Source organism: Dryocola clanedunensis, from assembly GCF_038405435.1.
GTDB lineage: Bacteria > Pseudomonadota > Gammaproteobacteria > Enterobacterales > Enterobacteriaceae > Dryocola > Dryocola clanedunensis_A.
The window spans coordinates 1-17909 of the sequence record NZ_JBBYHZ010000009.1 but is presented as its reverse complement, the minus strand read 5'-3'; the positions used below and the strand labels follow the sequence as shown (position 1 = coordinate 17909).

18 protein-coding genes are annotated in these 17909 nt (G+C 60.5%); 7 read left to right on the top strand and 11 right to left on the bottom strand.

Annotation, left to right across the window (positions count from 1 at the left end; translation table 11 throughout):
- Positions 1-71: 71 nt before the first annotated feature.
- The 11 genes from fdhF to hycA all read right to left on the bottom strand — a co-directional run bounded on the left by fdhF (position 72) and on the right by hycA (position 10984).
- Positions 72-2228, bottom strand: a complete 2157-nt coding sequence (gene fdhF, locus AAE045_RS17355; RefSeq protein WP_455548795.1) for a formate dehydrogenase subunit alpha — start codon at positions 2226-2228, stop codon at positions 72-74.
- Positions 2229-2264: 36 nt separating this feature from the next.
- Entirely contained in the window at positions 2265-2810 is a 546-nt protein-coding gene (hydN, locus tag AAE045_RS17350) for an electron transport protein HydN (RefSeq protein ID WP_202305672.1), read from the bottom strand.
- A 252-nt stretch (positions 2811-3062) separates the two neighbouring features.
- Positions 3063-3536: a hydrogenase maturation peptidase HycI gene (gene hycI, locus AAE045_RS17345; protein ID WP_455548794.1), complete on the bottom strand. Its 474-nt coding sequence runs from the start codon at positions 3534-3536 to the stop codon at positions 3063-3065.
- Positions 3529-3939: a formate hydrogenlyase maturation HycH family protein gene (locus AAE045_RS17340; RefSeq protein WP_202305695.1), complete on the bottom strand. Its 411-nt coding sequence runs from the start codon at positions 3937-3939 to the stop codon at positions 3529-3531. Before AAE045_RS17340 ends, hycI begins: the two co-directional genes overlap by 8 nt.
- Entirely contained in the window at positions 3939-4703 is a 765-nt protein-coding gene (locus AAE045_RS17335) for an NADH-quinone oxidoreductase subunit B family protein (RefSeq protein WP_455548793.1), read from the bottom strand. Before AAE045_RS17335 ends, AAE045_RS17340 begins: the two co-directional genes overlap by 1 nt.
- Complete coding sequence (locus AAE045_RS17330; RefSeq protein WP_202305685.1) at positions 4703-5245, bottom strand: formate hydrogenlyase complex iron-sulfur subunit; 543 nt, start codon at positions 5243-5245, stop codon at positions 4703-4705. Before AAE045_RS17330 ends, AAE045_RS17335 begins: the two co-directional genes overlap by 1 nt.
- A gap of 135 nt (positions 5246-5380) precedes the next feature.
- A complete protein-coding gene (locus AAE045_RS17325; RefSeq protein WP_455548792.1) occupies positions 5381-7090 on the bottom strand; it encodes a hydrogenase large subunit in 1710 nt (569 codons plus the stop codon).
- A 15-nt stretch (positions 7091-7105) separates the two neighbouring features.
- Complete coding sequence (locus AAE045_RS17320; RefSeq protein WP_455548791.1) at positions 7106-8032, bottom strand: respiratory chain complex I subunit 1 family protein; 927 nt, start codon at positions 8030-8032, stop codon at positions 7106-7108.
- A gap of 9 nt (positions 8033-8041) precedes the next feature.
- Positions 8042-9850: a formate hydrogenlyase subunit 3 gene (gene hycC, locus AAE045_RS17315; RefSeq protein ID WP_455548790.1), complete on the bottom strand. Its 1809-nt coding sequence runs from the start codon at positions 9848-9850 to the stop codon at positions 8042-8044.
- Entirely contained in the window at positions 9847-10452 is a 606-nt protein-coding gene (locus AAE045_RS17310; RefSeq protein ID WP_455548789.1) for a 4Fe-4S dicluster domain-containing protein, read from the bottom strand. Before AAE045_RS17310 ends, hycC begins: the two co-directional genes overlap by 4 nt.
- Positions 10453-10528: 76 nt before the next feature.
- A complete protein-coding gene (gene hycA, locus AAE045_RS17305) occupies positions 10529-10984 on the bottom strand; it encodes a formate hydrogenlyase regulator HycA (RefSeq protein ID WP_455548788.1) in 456 nt (151 codons plus the stop codon).
- A gap of 270 nt (positions 10985-11254) precedes the next feature.
- Between hycA and hypA the strand changes: the two genes are divergently transcribed.
- The 7 genes from hypA to yajD all read left to right on the top strand — a co-directional run bounded on the left by hypA (position 11255) and on the right by yajD (position 17617).
- Positions 11255-11614 carry a hydrogenase maturation nickel metallochaperone HypA gene (gene hypA, locus AAE045_RS17300; protein ID WP_271132264.1) on the top strand — a complete coding sequence of 120 codons (360 nt, stop codon included), beginning with the start codon at positions 11255-11257 and terminating at the stop codon, positions 11612-11614.
- Complete coding sequence (hypB, locus tag AAE045_RS17295; RefSeq protein ID WP_455548787.1) at positions 11607-12470, top strand: hydrogenase nickel incorporation protein HypB; 864 nt, start codon at positions 11607-11609, stop codon at positions 12468-12470. Before hypA ends, hypB begins: the two co-directional genes overlap by 8 nt.
- Positions 12461-12721, top strand: coding sequence for a HypC/HybG/HupF family hydrogenase formation chaperone (locus AAE045_RS17290; protein WP_271127554.1), 261 nt, complete (start codon positions 12461-12463; stop codon positions 12719-12721). Before hypB ends, AAE045_RS17290 begins: the two co-directional genes overlap by 10 nt.
- Positions 12721-13827: a hydrogenase formation protein HypD gene (hypD, locus tag AAE045_RS17285; protein ID WP_455548786.1), complete on the top strand. Its 1107-nt coding sequence runs from the start codon at positions 12721-12723 to the stop codon at positions 13825-13827. The genes AAE045_RS17290 and hypD overlap by 1 nt, the downstream gene beginning before the upstream one ends.
- Positions 13828-13955: 128 nt before the next feature.
- Complete coding sequence (gene hypE, locus AAE045_RS17280) at positions 13956-14966, top strand: hydrogenase expression/formation protein HypE (RefSeq protein WP_455548785.1); 1011 nt, start codon at positions 13956-13958, stop codon at positions 14964-14966.
- A 170-nt stretch (positions 14967-15136) separates the two neighbouring features.
- Positions 15137-17221: a formate hydrogenlyase transcriptional activator FlhA gene (gene flhA, locus AAE045_RS17275; protein WP_455548784.1), complete on the top strand. Its 2085-nt coding sequence runs from the start codon at positions 15137-15139 to the stop codon at positions 17219-17221.
- Positions 17222-17272: 51 nt separating this feature from the next.
- Positions 17273-17617 (top strand): HNH nuclease YajD, encoded by a 345-nt coding sequence (gene yajD, locus AAE045_RS17270; RefSeq protein WP_202308346.1) that lies wholly within the window; start codon positions 17273-17275, stop codon positions 17615-17617.
- The last annotated feature ends 292 nt before the right edge of the window (positions 17618-17909 follow it).

Below are 17909 nucleotides of genomic sequence, written 5' to 3'. Positions count from 1 at the left end.
TTGCCGGATGGCGCTGGCGCTTATCCGACCTACGGGTTGTAGGAGGGATAAGCGAAGCGTCATCCACCGTTTTAAGCGCTGGCTTCCACCGCCTGCCGCAGCCGCGCCTTCATCTCGCTGTAGGTCGTCTGCGCGTAGCTTTCTGCCCACTGCTGGTCGGCAATGCCGCTGACGTTTACCGCGCAGTATTTGGTTTCCGGCGTTTTGGATACCGGATCCAGGTTGTCCTGCGTCAGCTCGTTGCAGGCGCCGATCCACCACTGGTAGGTCATATACACCGAGCCTTTGTTGATGCGCTCGCTGACGTCCGCCCGGCTGATAACTTTGCCGCGGCGCGAGCTGACCCACACCAGCTGCTGGTTTTTAATGCCCAGCCGTGTCGCGTCTTCCGGGTGCATCTGCACGAAGCCGGGCTCGTCCGCCAGGGTTTGCAGGGCGGCGCAGTTGCCGGTCATGGAACGGCAGGAGTAATGGCCCACTTCGCGTACGGTACAGAGCACCAGCGGATAGTCCGCATCCGGCACTTCCGCAGGCGCGCGCCAAGGCGCGGCAAACAGCTGGCCTTTGCCGGTTGGGGTGTCGAACCTGCTGTCTTTATAGAGATAAGGCGTGCCGGGATGGTCGAGCGTCGGGCACGGCCACTGCACGTGGCCCATGTCGCCCATTTTTTCGTAGGTGACGCCGTAGAACAGCGGGCACAGCTCGCGCATCTCGTCCCAGATCTGCTGGTTGCTGTCGTAATGCATCGGGTAGCCCATTTCGCTGGCGATCAGGCTGATGATTTCCCAGTCGCGCTTAACGTTGTATTTCGGCTCGATGGCCTTCTCAAAGCGCTGGAAGCCGCGGTCGGCGCAGGTAAAGACGCCGCCGTGCTCGCCCCAGGAGGTGGCGGGCAGCAGTACGTCGGCGACTTCGGCGGTTTTGGTCATAAAGATGTCCTGCACCACCACGAAGTCGAGCGCCTCGAAGCCGCTGCGCACCAGGCCGAGGTCCGCTTCCGTCTGGAGCGGATCTTCACCCATGATGTAATAGGCTTTGATTTTGCCCTCCAGCGCCAGGTGCGGCACCTCGGTGATGCGTACGCCGACCTTATCGTCCATATCGTCCGCGTTAACGCCCCAGGCATCGGCGAATTTTGCTCTTACCTGCGGGTCCTCCACGTCCTGATAGCCGGGGAACTGGTTGGGCAGCACGCCCATATCGCACGCGCCCTGCACGTTGTTCTGCCCGCGAACCGGGCCGACGCCGACGTTTTCACGGCCCAGGTTGCCGGTCAGCAGCGCGAGGCTGGACAGCCCTTTTACCACGTCCACCGCCTGGCCAAACTGCGTGACGCCCATGCCCCACATGATGGTGGCGGAAGGCGCGGCGGCGAAGGTGCGCATTGCCTGCCGCACCTGCTGCGCGGGCACGCCGGTCAGATGCTCGACGTCTTCAGGCGCGTAGCCTTTAACGATTTCCCGGTAGGCATCCAGCCCTTCGGTATGCTTCGCCACGTACTCTTTATCGTAAAGATTCTCCTCCAGCAGCACGTGGGCAAAGGCGTTAACCAGCGCCATATTGCAGCCGTTTTTCAGCTGGAGGTGCTGATCGGCTATGCGGGCGGTTTCGATACGACGCGGATCGCAGACGATAATCTTCGCGCCGTTTTCCTTCGCTTTAATGACTCTTCGCGCCACGATCGGGTGTGAATCGGCACAGTTGTAGCCAAACACCAGCAGGCATTTCGATTTTTCGATGTCGCCGATGGAGTTGCTCATCGCGCCGTTGCCCAGCGTCACCTGCAAACCCGCTACGGATGGCCCGTGGCAGACGCGCGCGCAGCAGTCCACGTTATTGGTTTTCAGCACGCCGCGAGCGAATTTCTGCATCACATAGTTGGTTTCGTTGCCCGTCCCGCGAGACGACCCGGTGGTCATGATGGCGCGCGGGCCGTACTGCTCTTTGATGGCCTTCAGGCGTTTAGCGGTGTAGCTAATCGCCTCCTCCCAGCTTACCGGCTGAAGCTTGCCGCCTTTTTCGTAGCGGATCATCGGCTGGGTCAGGCGCGGAGTCAGCAGCTTAGTGTCATTCAGGAAATCCCAGCCGTAATAGCCCTTCAGGCAGAGTTCGTTCTGGTTGGTGACGCCTGGGGCGGCCTCGGCGCGGACAATTTTGTTTTTATTGACAACGAGCTTGAGCTTGCAGCCCGCGCCGCAGTATGGGCAGACGCTGGTAATTTTTTTCATCAGTAACAGACCTGTTAAAAGTTGAAATTCACGAGTTTAGAAAAGCAGGGATGTGCTGGCATCAAGCGCGGCGCGACGACGCTTTTCAGCGCTCATCTGCTCAAGCTTGTTGCGGTCAACGCAGATAATGGCGTTGGTCGGACAGGCCGCAATACAGGCCGGGCCGGTTTCCTGGTGGTGGCAAAGGTCGCACTTGTTGGCCTCGGCCTTTTCGGCCATCACGTTCAGGCCCGCGCCGCTGTTGCGGACAACCGGACGCACGACGACCTCCATCGCGCCATAGGGGCAGGCGACCACGCAGGTTTTGCAGCCGATGCAGCGTTCCTGCATCACGTTCACAAAACCGTGCTCGCGGCTGATGGCCCCGTTAGGACAGACGTTGGCGCAGGGCGCGTCTTCACACTGGCGGCACATCATGGCGGTAGAAACGTTCACGCCCTTAATGACGTGAATGCGCGGCAGGAAGGCCTGTGGCGTTATGGTCGCGCAATCCTGATCCTGCTGGTGGGACACGACGCAGGCCACTTCGCAGGTGCGGCAGCCAATACATTTGCTCGAATCGGTAATGATGAAACGGTTCATCAAAGCCCCCGGGTGGGTGAGTTATCGTGGGCTTTGCTATACATAAAGCGTGCCAGGTTTTAATTGACTGTTATTTAAAGATTTTTATTGGGATGGGGAAAAGAAGACAGTGACATCGACACTTATGACGATGTCATTTTGCGGAAATGACAGGGAGTGGTTGCCGGATGACGCTTCGTTTATCCGACGCACAACTCGTGCGGATCGTAGGGTGGATAAGCGAAGCGTCATCCACCGGCTAGCCACAAAAAATTAAACGAATACCGGGACTTCCAGCCTTTCGAATCCGCCTTCTCCCTGCCAGTTTGCCAGGCGCTGGTAGACCGTGTTCACGGCCTCTTTTACCGCGTCGGTCATCGGGTAGTAGAAGCCGACGATATCCGGCTGAATGCCCAGGAAGATCACCTCGCCGATGTCATCCTTCAGCTGATCGACCAGGTAGTTCAGCGGCATGTTGTGGGTGGTCATCATGAACATCTCGGCGATATCGTCCGGGTTGACGAGGCGGATTTCTCCGGGATTCAGCCCCATGTCCGTGGCGTCGACGATCAGCAGGCGCTGCGGGCGCAGCTCCCGGATTGCCACCACGTCATTTTCCGGCGCGGTGCCGCCGTCGATAACCACCCAGTCGCCCTGCGGCGTAGCCAGGCACAGCTCCGCCAGCAGCGGGCCCGCGCCGTCGTCGCCCATCATGCTGTTGCCGACACAAAGTAAAACATTAGTCATAACGCCTCCGGACCATCAGGTAGATGGCGGGTTCAAGTTGAATGGCCTGCAGCATATCGAGCAGCGCCTGGCTCCAGCGCTGCTGCGCCGGGGTCTGGGTGGGCTTCGCCGCGTCTAAGGCTCTGGCAAGTAAAACGACGTGGCTTTGATCGATAACGATTTCGCCATAGCGCGGCACGCCTTCCATTTTCCGCCGCGCTTCGCCGCCCTCTTCGAGCGTGGCAATCCACGCCCGGTAGTCGTCAAACGGACAGACCAGGTTCTCTTTCAGGCAGTCGATTACGCCCAGATGGTGGCCAATGGCCAGGCTGTAATAGACCACCTGCTGCGCGTCGGCCGGAGTGTTGTCGTTCTCATCGACAAACTTGCGGCTGAGCTGACAGAACACCACCGATTCGCTCATCACGCGCGCTCCTGCTGCACCAGGCTTTCCAGATTGGCGACAATTTCGTTGAGGCGCGGGTCGGCCTCTTTCGCCAGCCACTGCTGCACGGCGTCGCCGCCTGCGGTGAGGTTGTTCATATAGCTGTCGGCAATCTGGCGGCCATAGCGGTAGCCCGCCAGGCGGCGAGCTTCGCGGTCGATGCGCACGCGCAGCGGCTGCACCATATCCGGATGCAGGATCTGCGCGGGCTGCGCGTCGAGCTCGCTGGCGTCGCGGGCGTGGATTTTCTGCTCCAGCAGGCCGAGCGCCATCGCAAAACCGTACAGCGTTGCGGCAGGCGTCGGTGGGCAGCCCGGAATATAAACGTCCACCGGCACGATTTTGTCGGTGCCGCCCCAGACGCAGTACAGGTCGTGGAAGATGCCGCCGCTGTTGCCGCAGGCGCCGTAAGAGATGCAGATTTTCGGGTCAGGCGCGGATTCCCAGGCGCGCAGCGCAGGGGAGCGCATGGCGCGGGTCACGGCCCCGGTGAACAGCAGAATATCCGCGTGGCGAGGTGACGGAACCACTTTGATTCCGAAACGTTCTGCGTCGAAAAGCGGCGAAAGCGTCGCGAAAATTTCAATTTCGCAGCCGTTGCAGCCGCCGCAGTCCACGCGATAAACATACGCGGAACGCCTGATGTTTTTCAGCAGCGACGCCTTCATGCTGGCGATGGATTCGTCCACCGTCATCGGCACCGGCATGCCGTTGTGGTCGCGTGGGCCTAATAAATTGCTCATTAGCTGGCCTCTCTCATCTGGCGGCTAAAGTTAATCTGGTCTGCCGACGTCAGGCTTTGCTGGCGCTTGCACTCCGGGCAGGTTTCAAACGAGGCGCGGTGCGCTTCGGCACGTTCGTCACCGTTGTGCTTAAGCAGCGCGATGGCGTAATCAATCTCTTTTTGCACCGCGTACGGCCTGCCGCATTCCCGGCAGTTGCAGATGTCGAAGCGCGCCTGCTGCAGGAAATCGGCTTTGTTCCACACCGCCAGCTCGTACTGCTGGGAAAGGGTGATGGCGGCGGTTGGGCAGACCTCTTCGCAGCGTGCGCAGAAGATGCAGCGCCCGAGGTTGAAGCGCCAGGCCAGCTGTCCGTTAACCAGATCGGTTTCCACGCTCAGGGCGTTGGACGGGCAGGCGTTAACGCACGCCGCGCAGCCGATGCACTGCTGCGGGTTGTGCTCCGGCTTGCCGCGAAAATTCGCATCCACGGCTATCGGCTGCAGCGGGTAAGACTCGGTGGCCACGCCGCCCTTAATGGCTTTTTTGATGAACTTAAACATGGACGTTCCTTGGTTGTGCCTTCCACCTTTTGTCGTGTCGGATGGCGCAACGCTTATCCGACCTACGTTCCGGCTGTTTTGTAGGTCGGGTAAGCACCGCGCCACCCGACAAAAATGGGAAAGAAGGCAGCAAAATCATTTCAGCGGCGAATTGGTGCGTTCAATGCTGTAGCGCTCCAGCTCTTTGTACGGCACCACCTGGGTTTTGCGCTTGCGCACGTCCACCACCGTCATGCGGTCGGTGCAGGAGTAGCAAGGATCGAGGCTGCCGATGATCAGCGGCGCGTCCGAAACGGTATTGCCGCGCAGCATGTAGCGCAGGGTTGGCCAGTTGGCGTAGGTCGCCGCACGGCAGCGCCAGCGGTAGAGCTTCTGGTTGTCGCCGGTCATGCTCCAGTGGATATCGTCGCCGCGCGGCGCCTCGGAGAAGCCCAGCGCAAAGCGGTTCGGAATATACGTGAAGCCCTCTACGGCAAGCGGGCCGCCCGGCAGGTTATCCAGCCCGAAGTCGATCATGTTCAGCGCGGTGTAAACCTCGTTGATGCGGACTTTCAGGCGCGACAGCACGTCGCAGCCGTCCAGGCTGTGCACTTCCATCGGCAGCAGGCCGTAGCCCACAAACGGGTGGTCGGCGCGGGTGTCGCGGGCGTGGCCGCTGGCGCGCACCATCGGACCTACGTTGCTGAAGTCTCGGGCGATCTGTGGGTCGAGGCGGCCAATGCCTACGGTACGCTGCTCGATGTTTGGCGTGCTGAGCAGAATATCCACCAGGTCTTTCACTTCCCGGCGCATCTGCTGGGCGAGCTGGCGGGTCTGGATCATGTCGTCCTTGAGCAGATCGCGGCGAATCCCGCCGATCAGGTTCAGGCCGTAGGTTTTACGCGCGCCGGTGAGGATCTCCGCCATCTTCATCGACATCTCGCGCACGCGGAAGAACTGCATAAAGCCGGAGTCGAAGCCGACGAAGTGGCAGGCGAGGCCGAGGTTCAGCAGGTGGCTGTGCAGACGCTCCACCTCCAGCAGAATGGCGCGGATCATCTGGGCGCGCTCCGGCACCACGATGCCCATCGCGTTTTCTACCGACGTGGTGTACGCCGTGCTGTGGGCGAAGCCGCAGATGCCGCACACGCGGTCGGACAGGAAGGTGACTTCGTTGTAGCCCATGCGGGTTTCCGCCAGCTTTTCCATGCCGCGGTGGACGTAGAACAGGCGGTAATCGGCGTCGATGATGTTCTCGCCGTCGACGAACAGGCGGAAGTGGCCCGGTTCGTCAGAAGTGACGTGCAGCGGGCCAATCGGCACCACGTTGTTCTTTTTGCTGCCCAGCTCGTTGATGAACTCGTAGGTTTCCTGGTCCGTGGTCGGGGCCGGGCGCTGGCGGTAGTCCATGCTGTCTTTGCGCAGCGGATAGAGATCGTCCGGCCAGTCGTCCGGCAGCACCAGACGGCGCTCGTCCGGCAGGCCCACAGGCTGCAGGCCGTACATATCACGCACTTCGCGCTCGCCCCATACGGCGGCAGGCACGCGCGGCGTTACGGACGGGAATTCCGGCTTATCGGCATCCACCTCCACGCGCACGGTGATCCAGCACTTCACGCCGGATTCCATCGACAGCACGTAGTAAACCGCGTAGCTGCCGCACAGCTGGCGTTCGTCGTTGCCGAACAGCACGGAGAGCCAGCCGCCCTGGTTGTAATAGAGCCACTCCACCACTTCCGGCAGCATATTCAGCTTCACGTTTACGGTGATTTGATCTTTGGTCTGCCACGCCTCGTCGATAACCGCATGGGGGAACTGCTTGTGCAGCGCGGCGAGATAATGTTGGCCAATCTTTTCTTCAGACATGTGAGATTCTCTTAATCACGCCGCCAGCAAGGAGACGAAGGCTAAAAAGGCAAAGCCAAAACCGGCCCAGGTAATGCGCGAGGTTTCCAGCATGCGCAGGCGCGCCATGCTGTTTTCGAACAGCGCGATAATCATTACGCCCGCGAACAGCTTCAGCGCCGCTAGCAGCAGGGCGATAATCAGGTCAATCCAGCTAAAGGTGGTCATCTGGCCCCACGGCAGGAACACGCCGACAAACATTTGCAGCACCACGAGCTGCTTGAGGGAGATGCCCCACTTCAGCACCGCAAAACCGGCGCCGCTGTATTCGGTCAGCGGGCCTTCCTGCAGCTCCTGCTCCGCTTCGGCCAGGTCGAACGGCAGCTTGCCCATTTCGATAAAGGTGGCGAAGGCGCAGGCGGCAAAGGCCAGCACCAGCGTCAGGCTTTGCGCGACGGGCCAGTGGTAAATCGTCGAGGTGATATTGCTGATGTGGGTGCTGCCTGCCACCTGTGCCGCGACCCACAGGCCGAGCAGCAGAATCGGCTCGACCAGCACGCCCAGCATCGCCTCACGGCTCGCGCCGATGGCGGTGAACGGGCTGCCGGTATCCAGCCCGGCAATGGCGAAGAAGAAGCGGGCGATGGCGAACAGGTAGATAAGCGTAATGAGATCGCCCAGCGCGGGCAGCGGCGACCAGACGGTCACCACCGGCAGCGCGGTGGCGATGGTCAGCATCACGCCCACCATCACAAACGGCATCAGGCGGAACACCCAGCCGGATGCGGCGGGGGCCACGCTCTGGCGGCTGAACAGCTTGAAGAGATCGCGGTATTCCTGAAACACCCCTGGCCCACGGCGGTTATGCATGCGGGCGCGGGTGACGCGGGTGATGCCGGACAGCAGCGGCGCAATGGCAAACAGCACCAGCGCCTGAACTAACGGAAAGAAAAAGGTATTCATCTCAGCTCCTTAAGCGACAGCCGCAACCAGCAGCACGGCCAGCTCGATAAAGGCCAGGTTGCGGAACGTTCTGGCGAGGCGGTCGCACTGCCAGCCGGGCAGCCATTTCACCGGGTTCAGCGTTTTGCGCAGCCTGATAAGCGGGGCAAAGGCGGCTTTCACCGGCTGTGCAAAACCGCCGGCGGTGATGACCATTGCCTGTTCGTGGTCGTAGCCGCAGACCCAGGCCGTGCCGCGAGAACGGTTTGGCAGGCGGTCGCCGCGAAACACCACCATCAGAATGAACGGCAGCAGCGGGCAGGCAATCAGCAGCAGCGTGATCATCGGCTGTGAAACGGTGGTATTCGCCGTTTGCAGAGGCAGCGGAATAGCATGTTGCAGCAGCGGGATAAACCAGGGTGCGGCCACGCCTCCGGCCACGCAGCACAGCGCCAGCGCGGCAACGCTGAGGTTCATCAGCCACGGCGCGGAGGTTGCGTTTTCCGCTTCCGGAGTACGCGGCGCGCCCAGGAAAGTGACGCCATAGACCTTCGCCATGCACATCACCGCCAGCGCGCCGGTAATCGCCAGCCCTACGGCCAGCAGCGGCCCGATAAAGCGGGTGATAAACAGCGGCAGGGTGCCCAGCCTGAAGAACGACTGGTAAATCAGCCACTCACCGGCAAAGCCGTTCAGCGGCGGCAGGGCGGCCATCGCCATCAGGCCAACCAGCATGGCGATGGAAATCAGCGGCATGCGCCTGCCAATCCCGCCGAGCTTTTCGATATCCAGATGCCCGGTGCGGAACCAGACCGCGCCCGCGCCCAAGAACAGCGTCGTTTTGAACAGGCTGTGGTTGATTAGGTGGTACAGCCCGCCGATGAAGCCGAGCGCGGCGATAGCCGGGTTATGCAGCGCCAGCCCCATCAGGCCGCAGCCGAGGCCGAGCAGAATAATGCCGATATTTTCCAGCGTGTGGTAAGCCAGCAGGCGGTTGATATTGTGCTCCATCAGCGCGTACAGGCCGCCGATGAAAGCGGTGATCATGCCGAGCACAACCACCACCACGCCCCACCACAGCGGCAGGGTGTTGCTGATAAGCGAGAAGCTCATGATGCCGTAAAGGCCGATTTTCAGCACCACGGCGGAGAACAGCGCGGCGGCTGGCGCAGAAGCGTTGGCGTGCGCCTGCGGCACCCAGCCGTGCAGCGGGATAATGCCCGCCAGCAGGCCAAAGCCCAGCAGGGCGAGCACCCAAACGACGGAGCTGATTTGCGTGCCGTTCAGCAAACCGTGCAGCTCGCCAAAATCCAGCGTGCCGTACTGTTTCCACATCAGCCAGCAGGCGACGGCCAGCAGCACGGTGCCGAGGCGGCCCAGCGCAAACCACAGCTGCCCGGATTTCTGGCAGCCGGTCAGGAAGTAGCCGGCCAGGGCGACAATTTCCGCCATCGCCACCAGCATCACGAAGTTATCCGCAACCAGCGCGGCGACCGCGGCGGCCAGCACCAGGTTGAGAAGAAAGCCGTTGGCGCGCACGGTCCGGTGGCGGTGCCAGTCGATATTAAACAGCGAGATAAACAGGCCGGACAGGCCAACGGTGAGCAGCCAGATGCCGTTAAAGGCGTTGAGCTGAAGCTGCCAGTGCCAGATTTGCGCCTCGCCGCTAAAGCCGGTCAGCGCCTGGCAACCAGCAGCCAGCGTCAGCGCCGAGCTAATCGCGCCGCCGAACCCGGCGATAAACCCGCTCAAGGGCTTATGGAAGCTGGTCACGGCGGCCAGTATGGCGCTCGCCGCAAAGCCCAGCAGCGCCCAGTGAATCAACAGTAATGCACTCATTTTTCCGCCCCGGGTTGAGTAAACAGAGTCAGATCGCCCAGCGACGCCCCCATTGCCAGCTCGCGTTTACGCTTGCTGGAGGCGGCAATATCGTTGTTATCCACCACGCGCAGGGCTTTGGTCGGGCAGGTGCGCACGCAGGCCGGGCCGTCGGCGTCGAAGCTGCACAGATCGCACTTCACGGCGATGGCGCGGACGCCCGGCACCCAGTCGAGCAGCGTACTGACGCGAGCCGGAGCGGGCGGCGCAGGCGGGGCTTTCGGGCTGTTGGCGTTGGCCGGGATATGAATCGGGCGGCTGCCGGAAAATTCGATGGCGCCAAACGGACAGGCGATGCCGCAGAGCTTGCAGCTGACGCACAGGCTTTCATTGAGCTGGACTGCGCCCTCGACGCGGGTAATGGCGTTGGCCGGACAAACCCCGGCGCAGGGCGCGTCTTCGCACTGGTGACACATCTGCGGTGCCGATTCGGCGGCGTTGCGCATGACCTTCAGGCGCGGCATGGACTGTAGGCCATGCAGGCGGTGCGTCTCTGCGCAGGCGGCTTCACAGGTGTGGCAGCCGATGCAGAGCTTTGAGTCAGCGATGACAAAACGATTCACCCACTCTTCCTCATCATTTTTGACGAAACTGTGCCGACGACTGCCATTTCGACAGTATTTCGACACTCAACGGAGATCACGCCAGCGCCTTTTGCTGGAGCGGCAGCAGCGACAGCGGCGCGTCGTCATGCACGGCGCGGTACAGGCTGTCGTAAACCGGACGGATTTTTTCCAGATAATGCTCCAGCACCTGCTCACGGTTGCGGTTGCTGATGCTGCCGTCCACGCGGCCATCGTCGTCGAGAATGGCCTGTGCAATCAGGATCTTGTCGCTGCCGTCACGCTTCTCGACGTAGTATTCGATGGTGTGGCTGTTGAAGCCTTCGGCCAGCGCGATGTGAATGACGAAGTGGTCAAACAGGAAGAAGCGCACGTCGTCGTCCGGGTTGCAGCCCACGGCGTGGTGCAGCTTAGCTTTAGAGAGGGTGATGCCCTGAATCAGGGTGTTGCCGTAGTGCTGCCACTGCGCAAGCAGGCGCTGGTGCTTGTCGGCGATGTATTCGGCTTTCTCGCTCAGTTCCCAAATGTTCATTTTTTAAGTCACTCTGTTTTTACTGTTACCCCCACAGAGCACGTTTCGTGCCAGTTTTATAAAGACATGTTTTTAAAGGATAATGGTGTTAATGCGAGCGACGATGACATGTCATTTCGTCACGTTTGACGGACGTTGACATTCCCCGCACCCCGGCCCTCTCCCCAGAGGGGCAAGGGAGAAAGCGGTAATCCCTTCTCCCTTCCAGGGTGAGGGTAAAAATTCTGGCACTCTCCTTGCATTACCTCCGCCAGATACCCCGGAGGCAACATGCACGAAATCACCCTCTGCCAGCGCGCAATAGAACTCATCGAAGCTCAGGCTCTTCAGCACGGCGTTACCCGCGTCACCGGCGTCTGGCTGGAAGTGGGCGCTTTCTCCTGCGTGGAGCAAAGCGCGCTCGAGTTCTGCTTTGAGCTGGTGGCCCGCGAAACGGTGGCCGAAGGCTGCGAGCTGCATATTCACCAGCAGGAAGCCGAATGCTGGTGTCACGACTGTCAGCAGCACGTTCAGCTTTTGTCCTCGCTGGTGCGGCGCTGCCCGCTTTGTGCTGGCAGCAACCTACGCGTAGTGGCGGATGACGGCGTGCAGATCAAGCGTCTGGAAGTTGAGGAGACAAACCATGTGTAGCACCTGCGGTTGCGCCGAAGGCAACCTCTATATAGAAGGCGACGAACGCAATCCGCACTCCGGATTTCGCAGCGCGCCGTTCGCACCGGCATCCCGTCCGGCCATGCAAATTACCGGCGTGAAGTTCGCGCCAACCGCCGATGAACAGGGCGATCTGCACTATGGGCACGGGGCCGCTGGCACCCACGCGCCGGGCATGACCCAGCGCCGCATGCTGGAAATTGAGCTCAACGTGCTGGATAAAAACAACCAGCTTGCCGTCTACAACCGTGAGCAGTTTGCGAAGCAGCAGCAGCTGGTGCTGAACCTGGTCTCAAGCCCCGGCTCCGGCAAAACCACTCTGCTGACCGAAACTTTAAAACGCCTGCATGGCAACGTGCCGTGCGCGGTCATCGAAGGCGATCAGCAAACCGTGAACGACGCGGCCCGCATTCGCGCTACCGGCACGCCCGCCATCCAGGTGAACACCGGCAAAGGCTGCCATCTTGACGCGCAGATGATCCGCGACGCCATGCAGCGCCTGCCGCTCGAACGCAACGGCATCCTGTTTATCGAGAACGTCGGCAACCTGGTCTGCCCGGCGAGCTTCGACCTTGGCGAGCGTCACAAGGTCGCCGTGCTGTCGGTCACCGAAGGCGAAGACAAGCCGCTGAAGTATCCGCATATGTTTGCGGCGGCCTCGCTGATGCTGCTTAACAAAATCGACCTGCTGCCGTACTTACAATTCGACGTCGGGAAGTGCCTCGACTATGCCCGCCAGGTAAACCCGAACATAGAAATCATGCTGGTTTCGGCGACCAGCGGCGAAGGCATGCAGCCGTGGCTGGACTGGCTGGAGGCGCAGCGATGTGCATAGGCATTCCCGGCCAGATTGTTGAGCGTCTGCCCGATGGCAGCGCAAAAGTGGACGTCTGCGGCATCAGGCGCGACGTGAACCTTATGCTGGTGGGCGACGCGCAGATCGGCCAGTGGGTGCTGGTCCACGTCGGCTTTGCGATGAGCATTATCGACGAGGCCGAAGCCCGCGACACGCTGGATGCGCTGCAAAACATGTACGAAGTCGAGCCGGACGTGGGCGGCCTGCTGTTCGGCGAGGAGCGCGGCTGATGCGTTTTGTCGATGAATACCGCGCGCCGGAAAAGGTGATGCAGCTGATTGACGTACTGCGTGAGCGTGCTCCGCTGCTGGCCTACACCGCTGAGCGACCACTGCGCATTATGGAAGTCTGCGGCGGCCATACCCACGCCATCTTTAAGTTCGGGCTGGATCGGCTGCTGCCGGAAAATATCGAATTTATCCACGGCCCCGGCTGCCCGGTCTGCGTGCTGCCGATGGGGCGCATCGACACCTGTATTGAAATCGCCAGCCATAAAGAAGTGATTTTCTGCACCTTTGGCGATGCGATGCGCGTGCCGGGTAAAAACGGTTCGCTGATGCAGGCGAAAGCGCGCGGGGCGGATGTGCGGGTGGTCTACTCGCCGCTGGATGCGCTCGGGCTGGCGAAGGCAAATCCCGATCGCAAAGTCGTGTTCTTCGGCCTGGGCTTTGAAACCACCATGCCCGCCTCGGCGATCCTGCTGCAGCAGGCGAAGGCGCAGGGCATCGACAATTTTTACTTCTTCTGCCAGCACATCACCCTGATCCCGACCCTGCGCAGCCTGCTCGAACAGCCGGATAACGGCATCGACGCGTTTCTGGCGCCGGGCCACGTCAGCATGGTGATTGGCACTGAAGCCTACGATTTTATCGCCACGCGGTATCAGCGTCCGCTGGTGGTGGCGGGCTTTGAACCGCTGGATTTATTGCAGGGCGTGGTGATGCTGGTGGAGCAGAAAATCGCGCAGCGTAGTTGCGTTGCCAACCAGTACAAACGCGTGGTGCCGGACGAGGGGAATTTGCTTGCCCAGAAGGCGATAGCGGAAGTGTTTGCCGTGCAGGGCGATTCGGAATGGCGCGGGCTGGGAACGATTAGCGAATCCGGCGTGCGGCTAACGGAAGGGTATCGGCAGTTTGACGCGGAGGAGCATTTCAGACCCGCGCCACAGCAGGTCTACGACGACCCGAGAGCGCGCTGCGGCGACGTGCTGACCGGGCGCTGCAAGCCCCACCAGTGCCCGATGTTCGGCGAAGCCTGCAATCCACAGAACGCCTTTGGCGCGCTGATGGTCTCCTCCGAAGGGGCCTGCGCCGCGTGGTATCAGTATCGCGCGTAGCCCATTCAATATGAACACCAAACGTAGGTCGGATAAGCAAAGCGCCATCCGACAAAGGCAAAGTTAAGCCCGAATTAAAACCAAACGTAGGTCGGATAAGCGAAGCGTCATCCGACAAAGGCAAAGTTATGAAAACCATCGAATTAGCCCACGGCAGCGGCGGGCTGGCCATGCAAAAGCTCATCGCCGACCTCTTTATGCGCGCGTTTGACAACCCGTGGCTGGCGGAGCAGGAAGATCAGGCCCGCCTGCCGCTGGCCGAACTCACCGCCAGCGGCGACCGGCTGGCGTTCTCCACCGACAGCTACGTTATCGATCCGCTGTTCTTCCCCGGCGGGGATATCGGCAAAATTGCCGTTTGCGGCACGGTGAACGATGTGGCGGTCAGCGGCGCCACGCCGCGCTGGCTCTCCTGCGGCTTTATCCTTGAGGAAGGGCTGCCGGTAGAGACGCTCGAACGCGTCGTGGGAAGCATGGCGGCAACGGCAAAGGCGGCGGGTGTCGCTGTCGTCACCGGCGACACGAAAGTGGTGCAGCGCGGCGCGGCGGATAAGATTTTTATCAATACGGCTGGGATTGGCGCTATCCCGGCAGGTCTGAACTGGGGCGCCCGGCAGATTAGTGCCGGTGACGTGCTGATCGTCAGCGGAACGCTGGGCGACCACGGAGCGACTATTCTTAACCTGCGCGAATCGCTAGGGCTGGAAGGCGACCTCGAAAGCGACTGCGCGGTGCTGACGCCGCTGATTGCGCCGCTGGTGAACATACCAGGCGTTAAAGCCTTACGCGACGCGACGCGCGGCGGCGTAAATGCCGTCCTGCACGAATTTGCCGCGTCCAGCGGCTGCGGGATGGAAATTACCGAAAGCCAGCTGCCGATGAACCCGGCGGTGCGCGGCGTTTGCGAGCTGCTGGGCCTGGATGCGTTAAATTTTGCTAATGAAGGCAAGCTTGTTATCGCGGTTGCGAGACACGCCGCAGAAAGCGTTCTGGCCGCTTTACAGGCGAATCCGCTGGGGCAAAATGCAGCGGTGATTGGTGAGGTGGTTGAACGCAAAGGCGTTCGCGTTGCGGGCTTGTACGGCGTAAAGCGTACGCTCGACCTGCCGCATTCCGAGCCGCTCCCGCGCATTTGTTGACGCAAACCAGTATTCTTAAGCAATATTTATAATACAAATGCCGCAACGAACGCGGCAGCTGTAGGGTGGATAAGCGTAAGCGTCATCCACCGGGCCGTTAATTTCGCGGATGGCGCAGGCTTATCCGCCCTACGAACTTCTTTCAGCCATCATCTTCTGGATAAACAAAGATGCCATATACACCGATGAGCGATCTCGGTCAGCAAGGGTTATTCGACATCACGCGTTCCCTGCTGCAACAGCCCGACCTCCCGGCCCTCGCTTACTGTCTGACGCAGCTGGTCAAACAGGGGGCGCTTGCCGACCGGGTGAACGTGCTGCTTTACCACCCGATGCATCAGCGCGTGGGGTTTTATGGCATGGACAAGCAGGGCCACGGGCTGCACTACGAAGATGAAATGGTGCTGGCGAACGGCCCGGTGCGTCGGGTGCTGTCGCGCCCGGAAGCGCTTATTTGTACTCAGCAAGAGTTCAGCGAGACCTGGCCGCAGGTGATGGCGCTTGACCTGTACGCGCCGTTTGGCCGCTACTGCCTGCTGCCGCTGGCGGCGGAAGGACGAATCTTCGGCGGCTGCGAGTTTATCCGCAACGGCGATGCCAGCTGGACGGACAAAGAGCTGGAGCGCCTGCATACCCTGGCGCAGATCGTCGGCCTGGTGGCGGAGCAAATTCAGACCCGCCTGAGCTCAAACCAGGACTACAACCTGCTGTGCCGGGAGCGCGACGACTTCCGCATTCTGGTGGCGGTGACCAACGCCGTGCTGTCTAAGTTAGATCTCGACGAGCTAATTGGCGAAATCGCCAGGGAGATCCACTACTACTTCTCGATCGATTCGATCAGCATCGTGCTGCGCGGCAACCGCAAAGATCGCCTGACCATCTACTCTACGCATTACGTGGACGAGCAGTCGCCTATCCACGACCAGAGCGACGTCGCGGAAACCGGCACGCTCACCGAAAGAGTGTTTAAAAGCGGTGAAATGCTGCTGCTTAACCTGCATCAGGGCGACCAGCTGGCCCCCTATGAACGCATGCTGTTCGAGATGTGGGGCAACCAGATCCAGACGCTGTGCCTGCTGCCGCTGAAGTTCGGCAATAATATGCTGGGGGTGCTTAAGCTTGCGCAGTGCGAGGCGGGCGTGTTCACCCCGGCGAACCTCAAGCTGCTGCGCCAGATAGCCGAACGTATCGCCATTGCGGTAGATAACGCGCTGGCCTATCAGGAGATCAACCGTTTAAAAGAGAACCTGGTGGACGAGAACCTCTACCTCACCGAGCAGATCAACAACGTTGCCAGCGACTTCGGCGAGATAATCGGCCGCAGCGAAGTGATGTCGAACGTGCTCAAGCAGGTGGAGATGGTCGCCAGAAGCGACAGCACGGTGCTGATCCTCGGGGAAACCGGCACGGGTAAAGAGCTGATAGCCCGGGCCATTCATAACCTGAGCGACCGTAACGGCCGCCGAATGGTGAAAATTAACTGCGCGGCGATGCCCGCCGGGCTGCTGGAAAGCGATCTCTTCGGCCACGAGCGCGGCGCGTTTACCGGGGCCAACACCCAGCGTATCGGGCGCTTTGAGCTGGCGGATAAAAGCTCGCTGTTCCTTGACGAAGTGGGCGATATGCCGCTGGAGCTGCAGCCTAAGCTGCTGCGCGTGTTGCAGGAGCAGGAGTTTGAGCGGCTGGGCAGCAACAAAATCCAGCAGGTGGACGTCCGGCTGATTGCCGCCACCAACCGCAATCTCAAAGAGATGGTGGCGGACCGCGAGTTCCGCAGCGACCTCTACTATCGCCTGAACGTCTTCCCGATTACCCTGCCGCCGCTGCGGGAACGCCCGGAAGATATCCCGCTGCTGGTGAAATCCTTCACCTTTAAAATCGCCCACCGTATGAACCGCAGCATCGACAGCATTCCAGCCGAAACGCTGCGCGCGCTCTCCCGTATGGACTGGCCGGGCAACGTACGCGAGCTGGAAAACGTCATTGAGCGCGCCGTGCTGCTGACGCGGGGCAACGTGCTGCACCTGTCCCTGCCGGAAATGGATTACCGTCCGCCGGAAGAGAAAACCGTGCCGCTGGCGGCGAGCGCTGAAGTGCGCGAAGGGGAAGATGAGGCGCAGCGCATTCTGCGCGTGCTGAAAGAAACCAACGGCGTGGTGGCTGGCCCGCGCGGTGCGGCGCAGCGTTTAGGCCTGAAACGCACCACGCTTCTTTCCCGCATGAAGCGCCTGGGGATTGATAAAGAGGGCATTTAGCCGGACACTGGCGGGAGATACCCTAACTTTTATTCCAGGACACGTGCTGACATGGCCATTATCCCTAAAAACTATACGCGCCTCGAAAGCGGCTACCGCGAAAAAGCGCTGAAGCTCTTCCCGTGGGTCTGCGGGCGCTGCTCCCGCGAGTTCGTTTACTCCAACCTGCGCGAGCTGACCGTCCACCATATGGACCACGACCACACCAACAACCCGGAAGACGGCAGCAACTGGGAGCTGCTGTGCCTGTACTGCCACGATCACGAGCACTCGAAATACACCGAAGCCGATCAGTACGGTTCAAGAGTGGTGGCCGGGGAAGACGCCCAGAAGGACGTTGGCGAAGCGACCTATAATCCTTTTGCCGATTTAAAGGCGATGCTGAATAAGAAGTGAGTTTCCTGCCAGCAAAACGCGTGGGTGCAAGGCCCACGCGAGGAGTTAATAACCTTCGCCGATACTGGCTATGCAGCGCCGCAATATCATATTCCCGCAGTCACTGACCAGCGCATCGCTAAGCCAGGGCGGACAGTAACAGGAAGACTTTTTTCATATAGACTCTCTTTATATTAAGTGACTATATTTATTGAAATTGTCTCGATCCCTTTACCTGTCAACGCAAAGCAGAAAAGGCCTTTTTGTTGCAAGACACAAATGTCCTGACTTCTGGCTAAGGCATAGGTTTATT

Bases quoted from the DNA above. Each gene is read 5' to 3' on its own strand.
- AAE045_RS17325 (WP_455548792.1), bottom strand. From the start codon at position 7,090: ATGTCTGAAGAAAAGATTGGCCAACATTATCTCGCCGCGCTGCACAAG.
- fdhF (WP_455548795.1), bottom strand. From the start codon at position 2,228: ATGAAAAAAATTACCAGCGTCTGCCCATACTGCGGCGCGGGCTGCAAG.
- hycA (WP_455548788.1), bottom strand. From the start codon at position 10,984: ATGAACATTTGGGAACTGAGCGAGAAAGCCGAATACATCGCCGACAAG.
- hypA (WP_271132264.1), top strand. From the start codon at position 11,255: ATGCACGAAATCACCCTCTGCCAGCGCGCAATAGAACTCATCGAAGCT.
- hycI (WP_455548794.1), bottom strand. From the start codon at position 3,536: ATGACTAATGTTTTACTTTGTGTCGGCAACAGCATGATGGGCGACGAC.
- AAE045_RS17320 (WP_455548791.1), bottom strand. From the start codon at position 8,032: ATGAATACCTTTTTCTTTCCGTTAGTTCAGGCGCTGGTGCTGTTTGCC.
- AAE045_RS17290 (WP_271127554.1), top strand. From the start codon at position 12,461: ATGTGCATAGGCATTCCCGGCCAGATTGTTGAGCGTCTGCCCGATGGC.
- yajD (WP_202308346.1), top strand. From the start codon at position 17,273: ATGGCCATTATCCCTAAAAACTATACGCGCCTCGAAAGCGGCTACCGC.
- hypE (WP_455548785.1), top strand. From the start codon at position 13,956: ATGAAAACCATCGAATTAGCCCACGGCAGCGGCGGGCTGGCCATGCAA.
- hydN (WP_202305672.1), bottom strand. From the start codon at position 2,810: ATGAACCGTTTCATCATTACCGATTCGAGCAAATGTATTGGCTGCCGC.
- hycC (WP_455548790.1), bottom strand. From the start codon at position 9,850: ATGAGTGCATTACTGTTGATTCACTGGGCGCTGCTGGGCTTTGCGGCG.
- hypD (WP_455548786.1), top strand. From the start codon at position 12,721: ATGCGTTTTGTCGATGAATACCGCGCGCCGGAAAAGGTGATGCAGCTG.
- flhA (WP_455548784.1), top strand. From the start codon at position 15,137: ATGCCATATACACCGATGAGCGATCTCGGTCAGCAAGGGTTATTCGAC.
- hypB (WP_455548787.1), top strand. From the start codon at position 11,607: ATGTGTAGCACCTGCGGTTGCGCCGAAGGCAACCTCTATATAGAAGGC.
- AAE045_RS17340 (WP_202305695.1), bottom strand. From the start codon at position 3,939: ATGAGCGAATCGGTGGTGTTCTGTCAGCTCAGCCGCAAGTTTGTCGAT.
- AAE045_RS17335 (WP_455548793.1), bottom strand. From the start codon at position 4,703: ATGAGCAATTTATTAGGCCCACGCGACCACAACGGCATGCCGGTGCCG.
- AAE045_RS17330 (WP_202305685.1), bottom strand. From the start codon at position 5,245: ATGTTTAAGTTCATCAAAAAAGCCATTAAGGGCGGCGTGGCCACCGAG.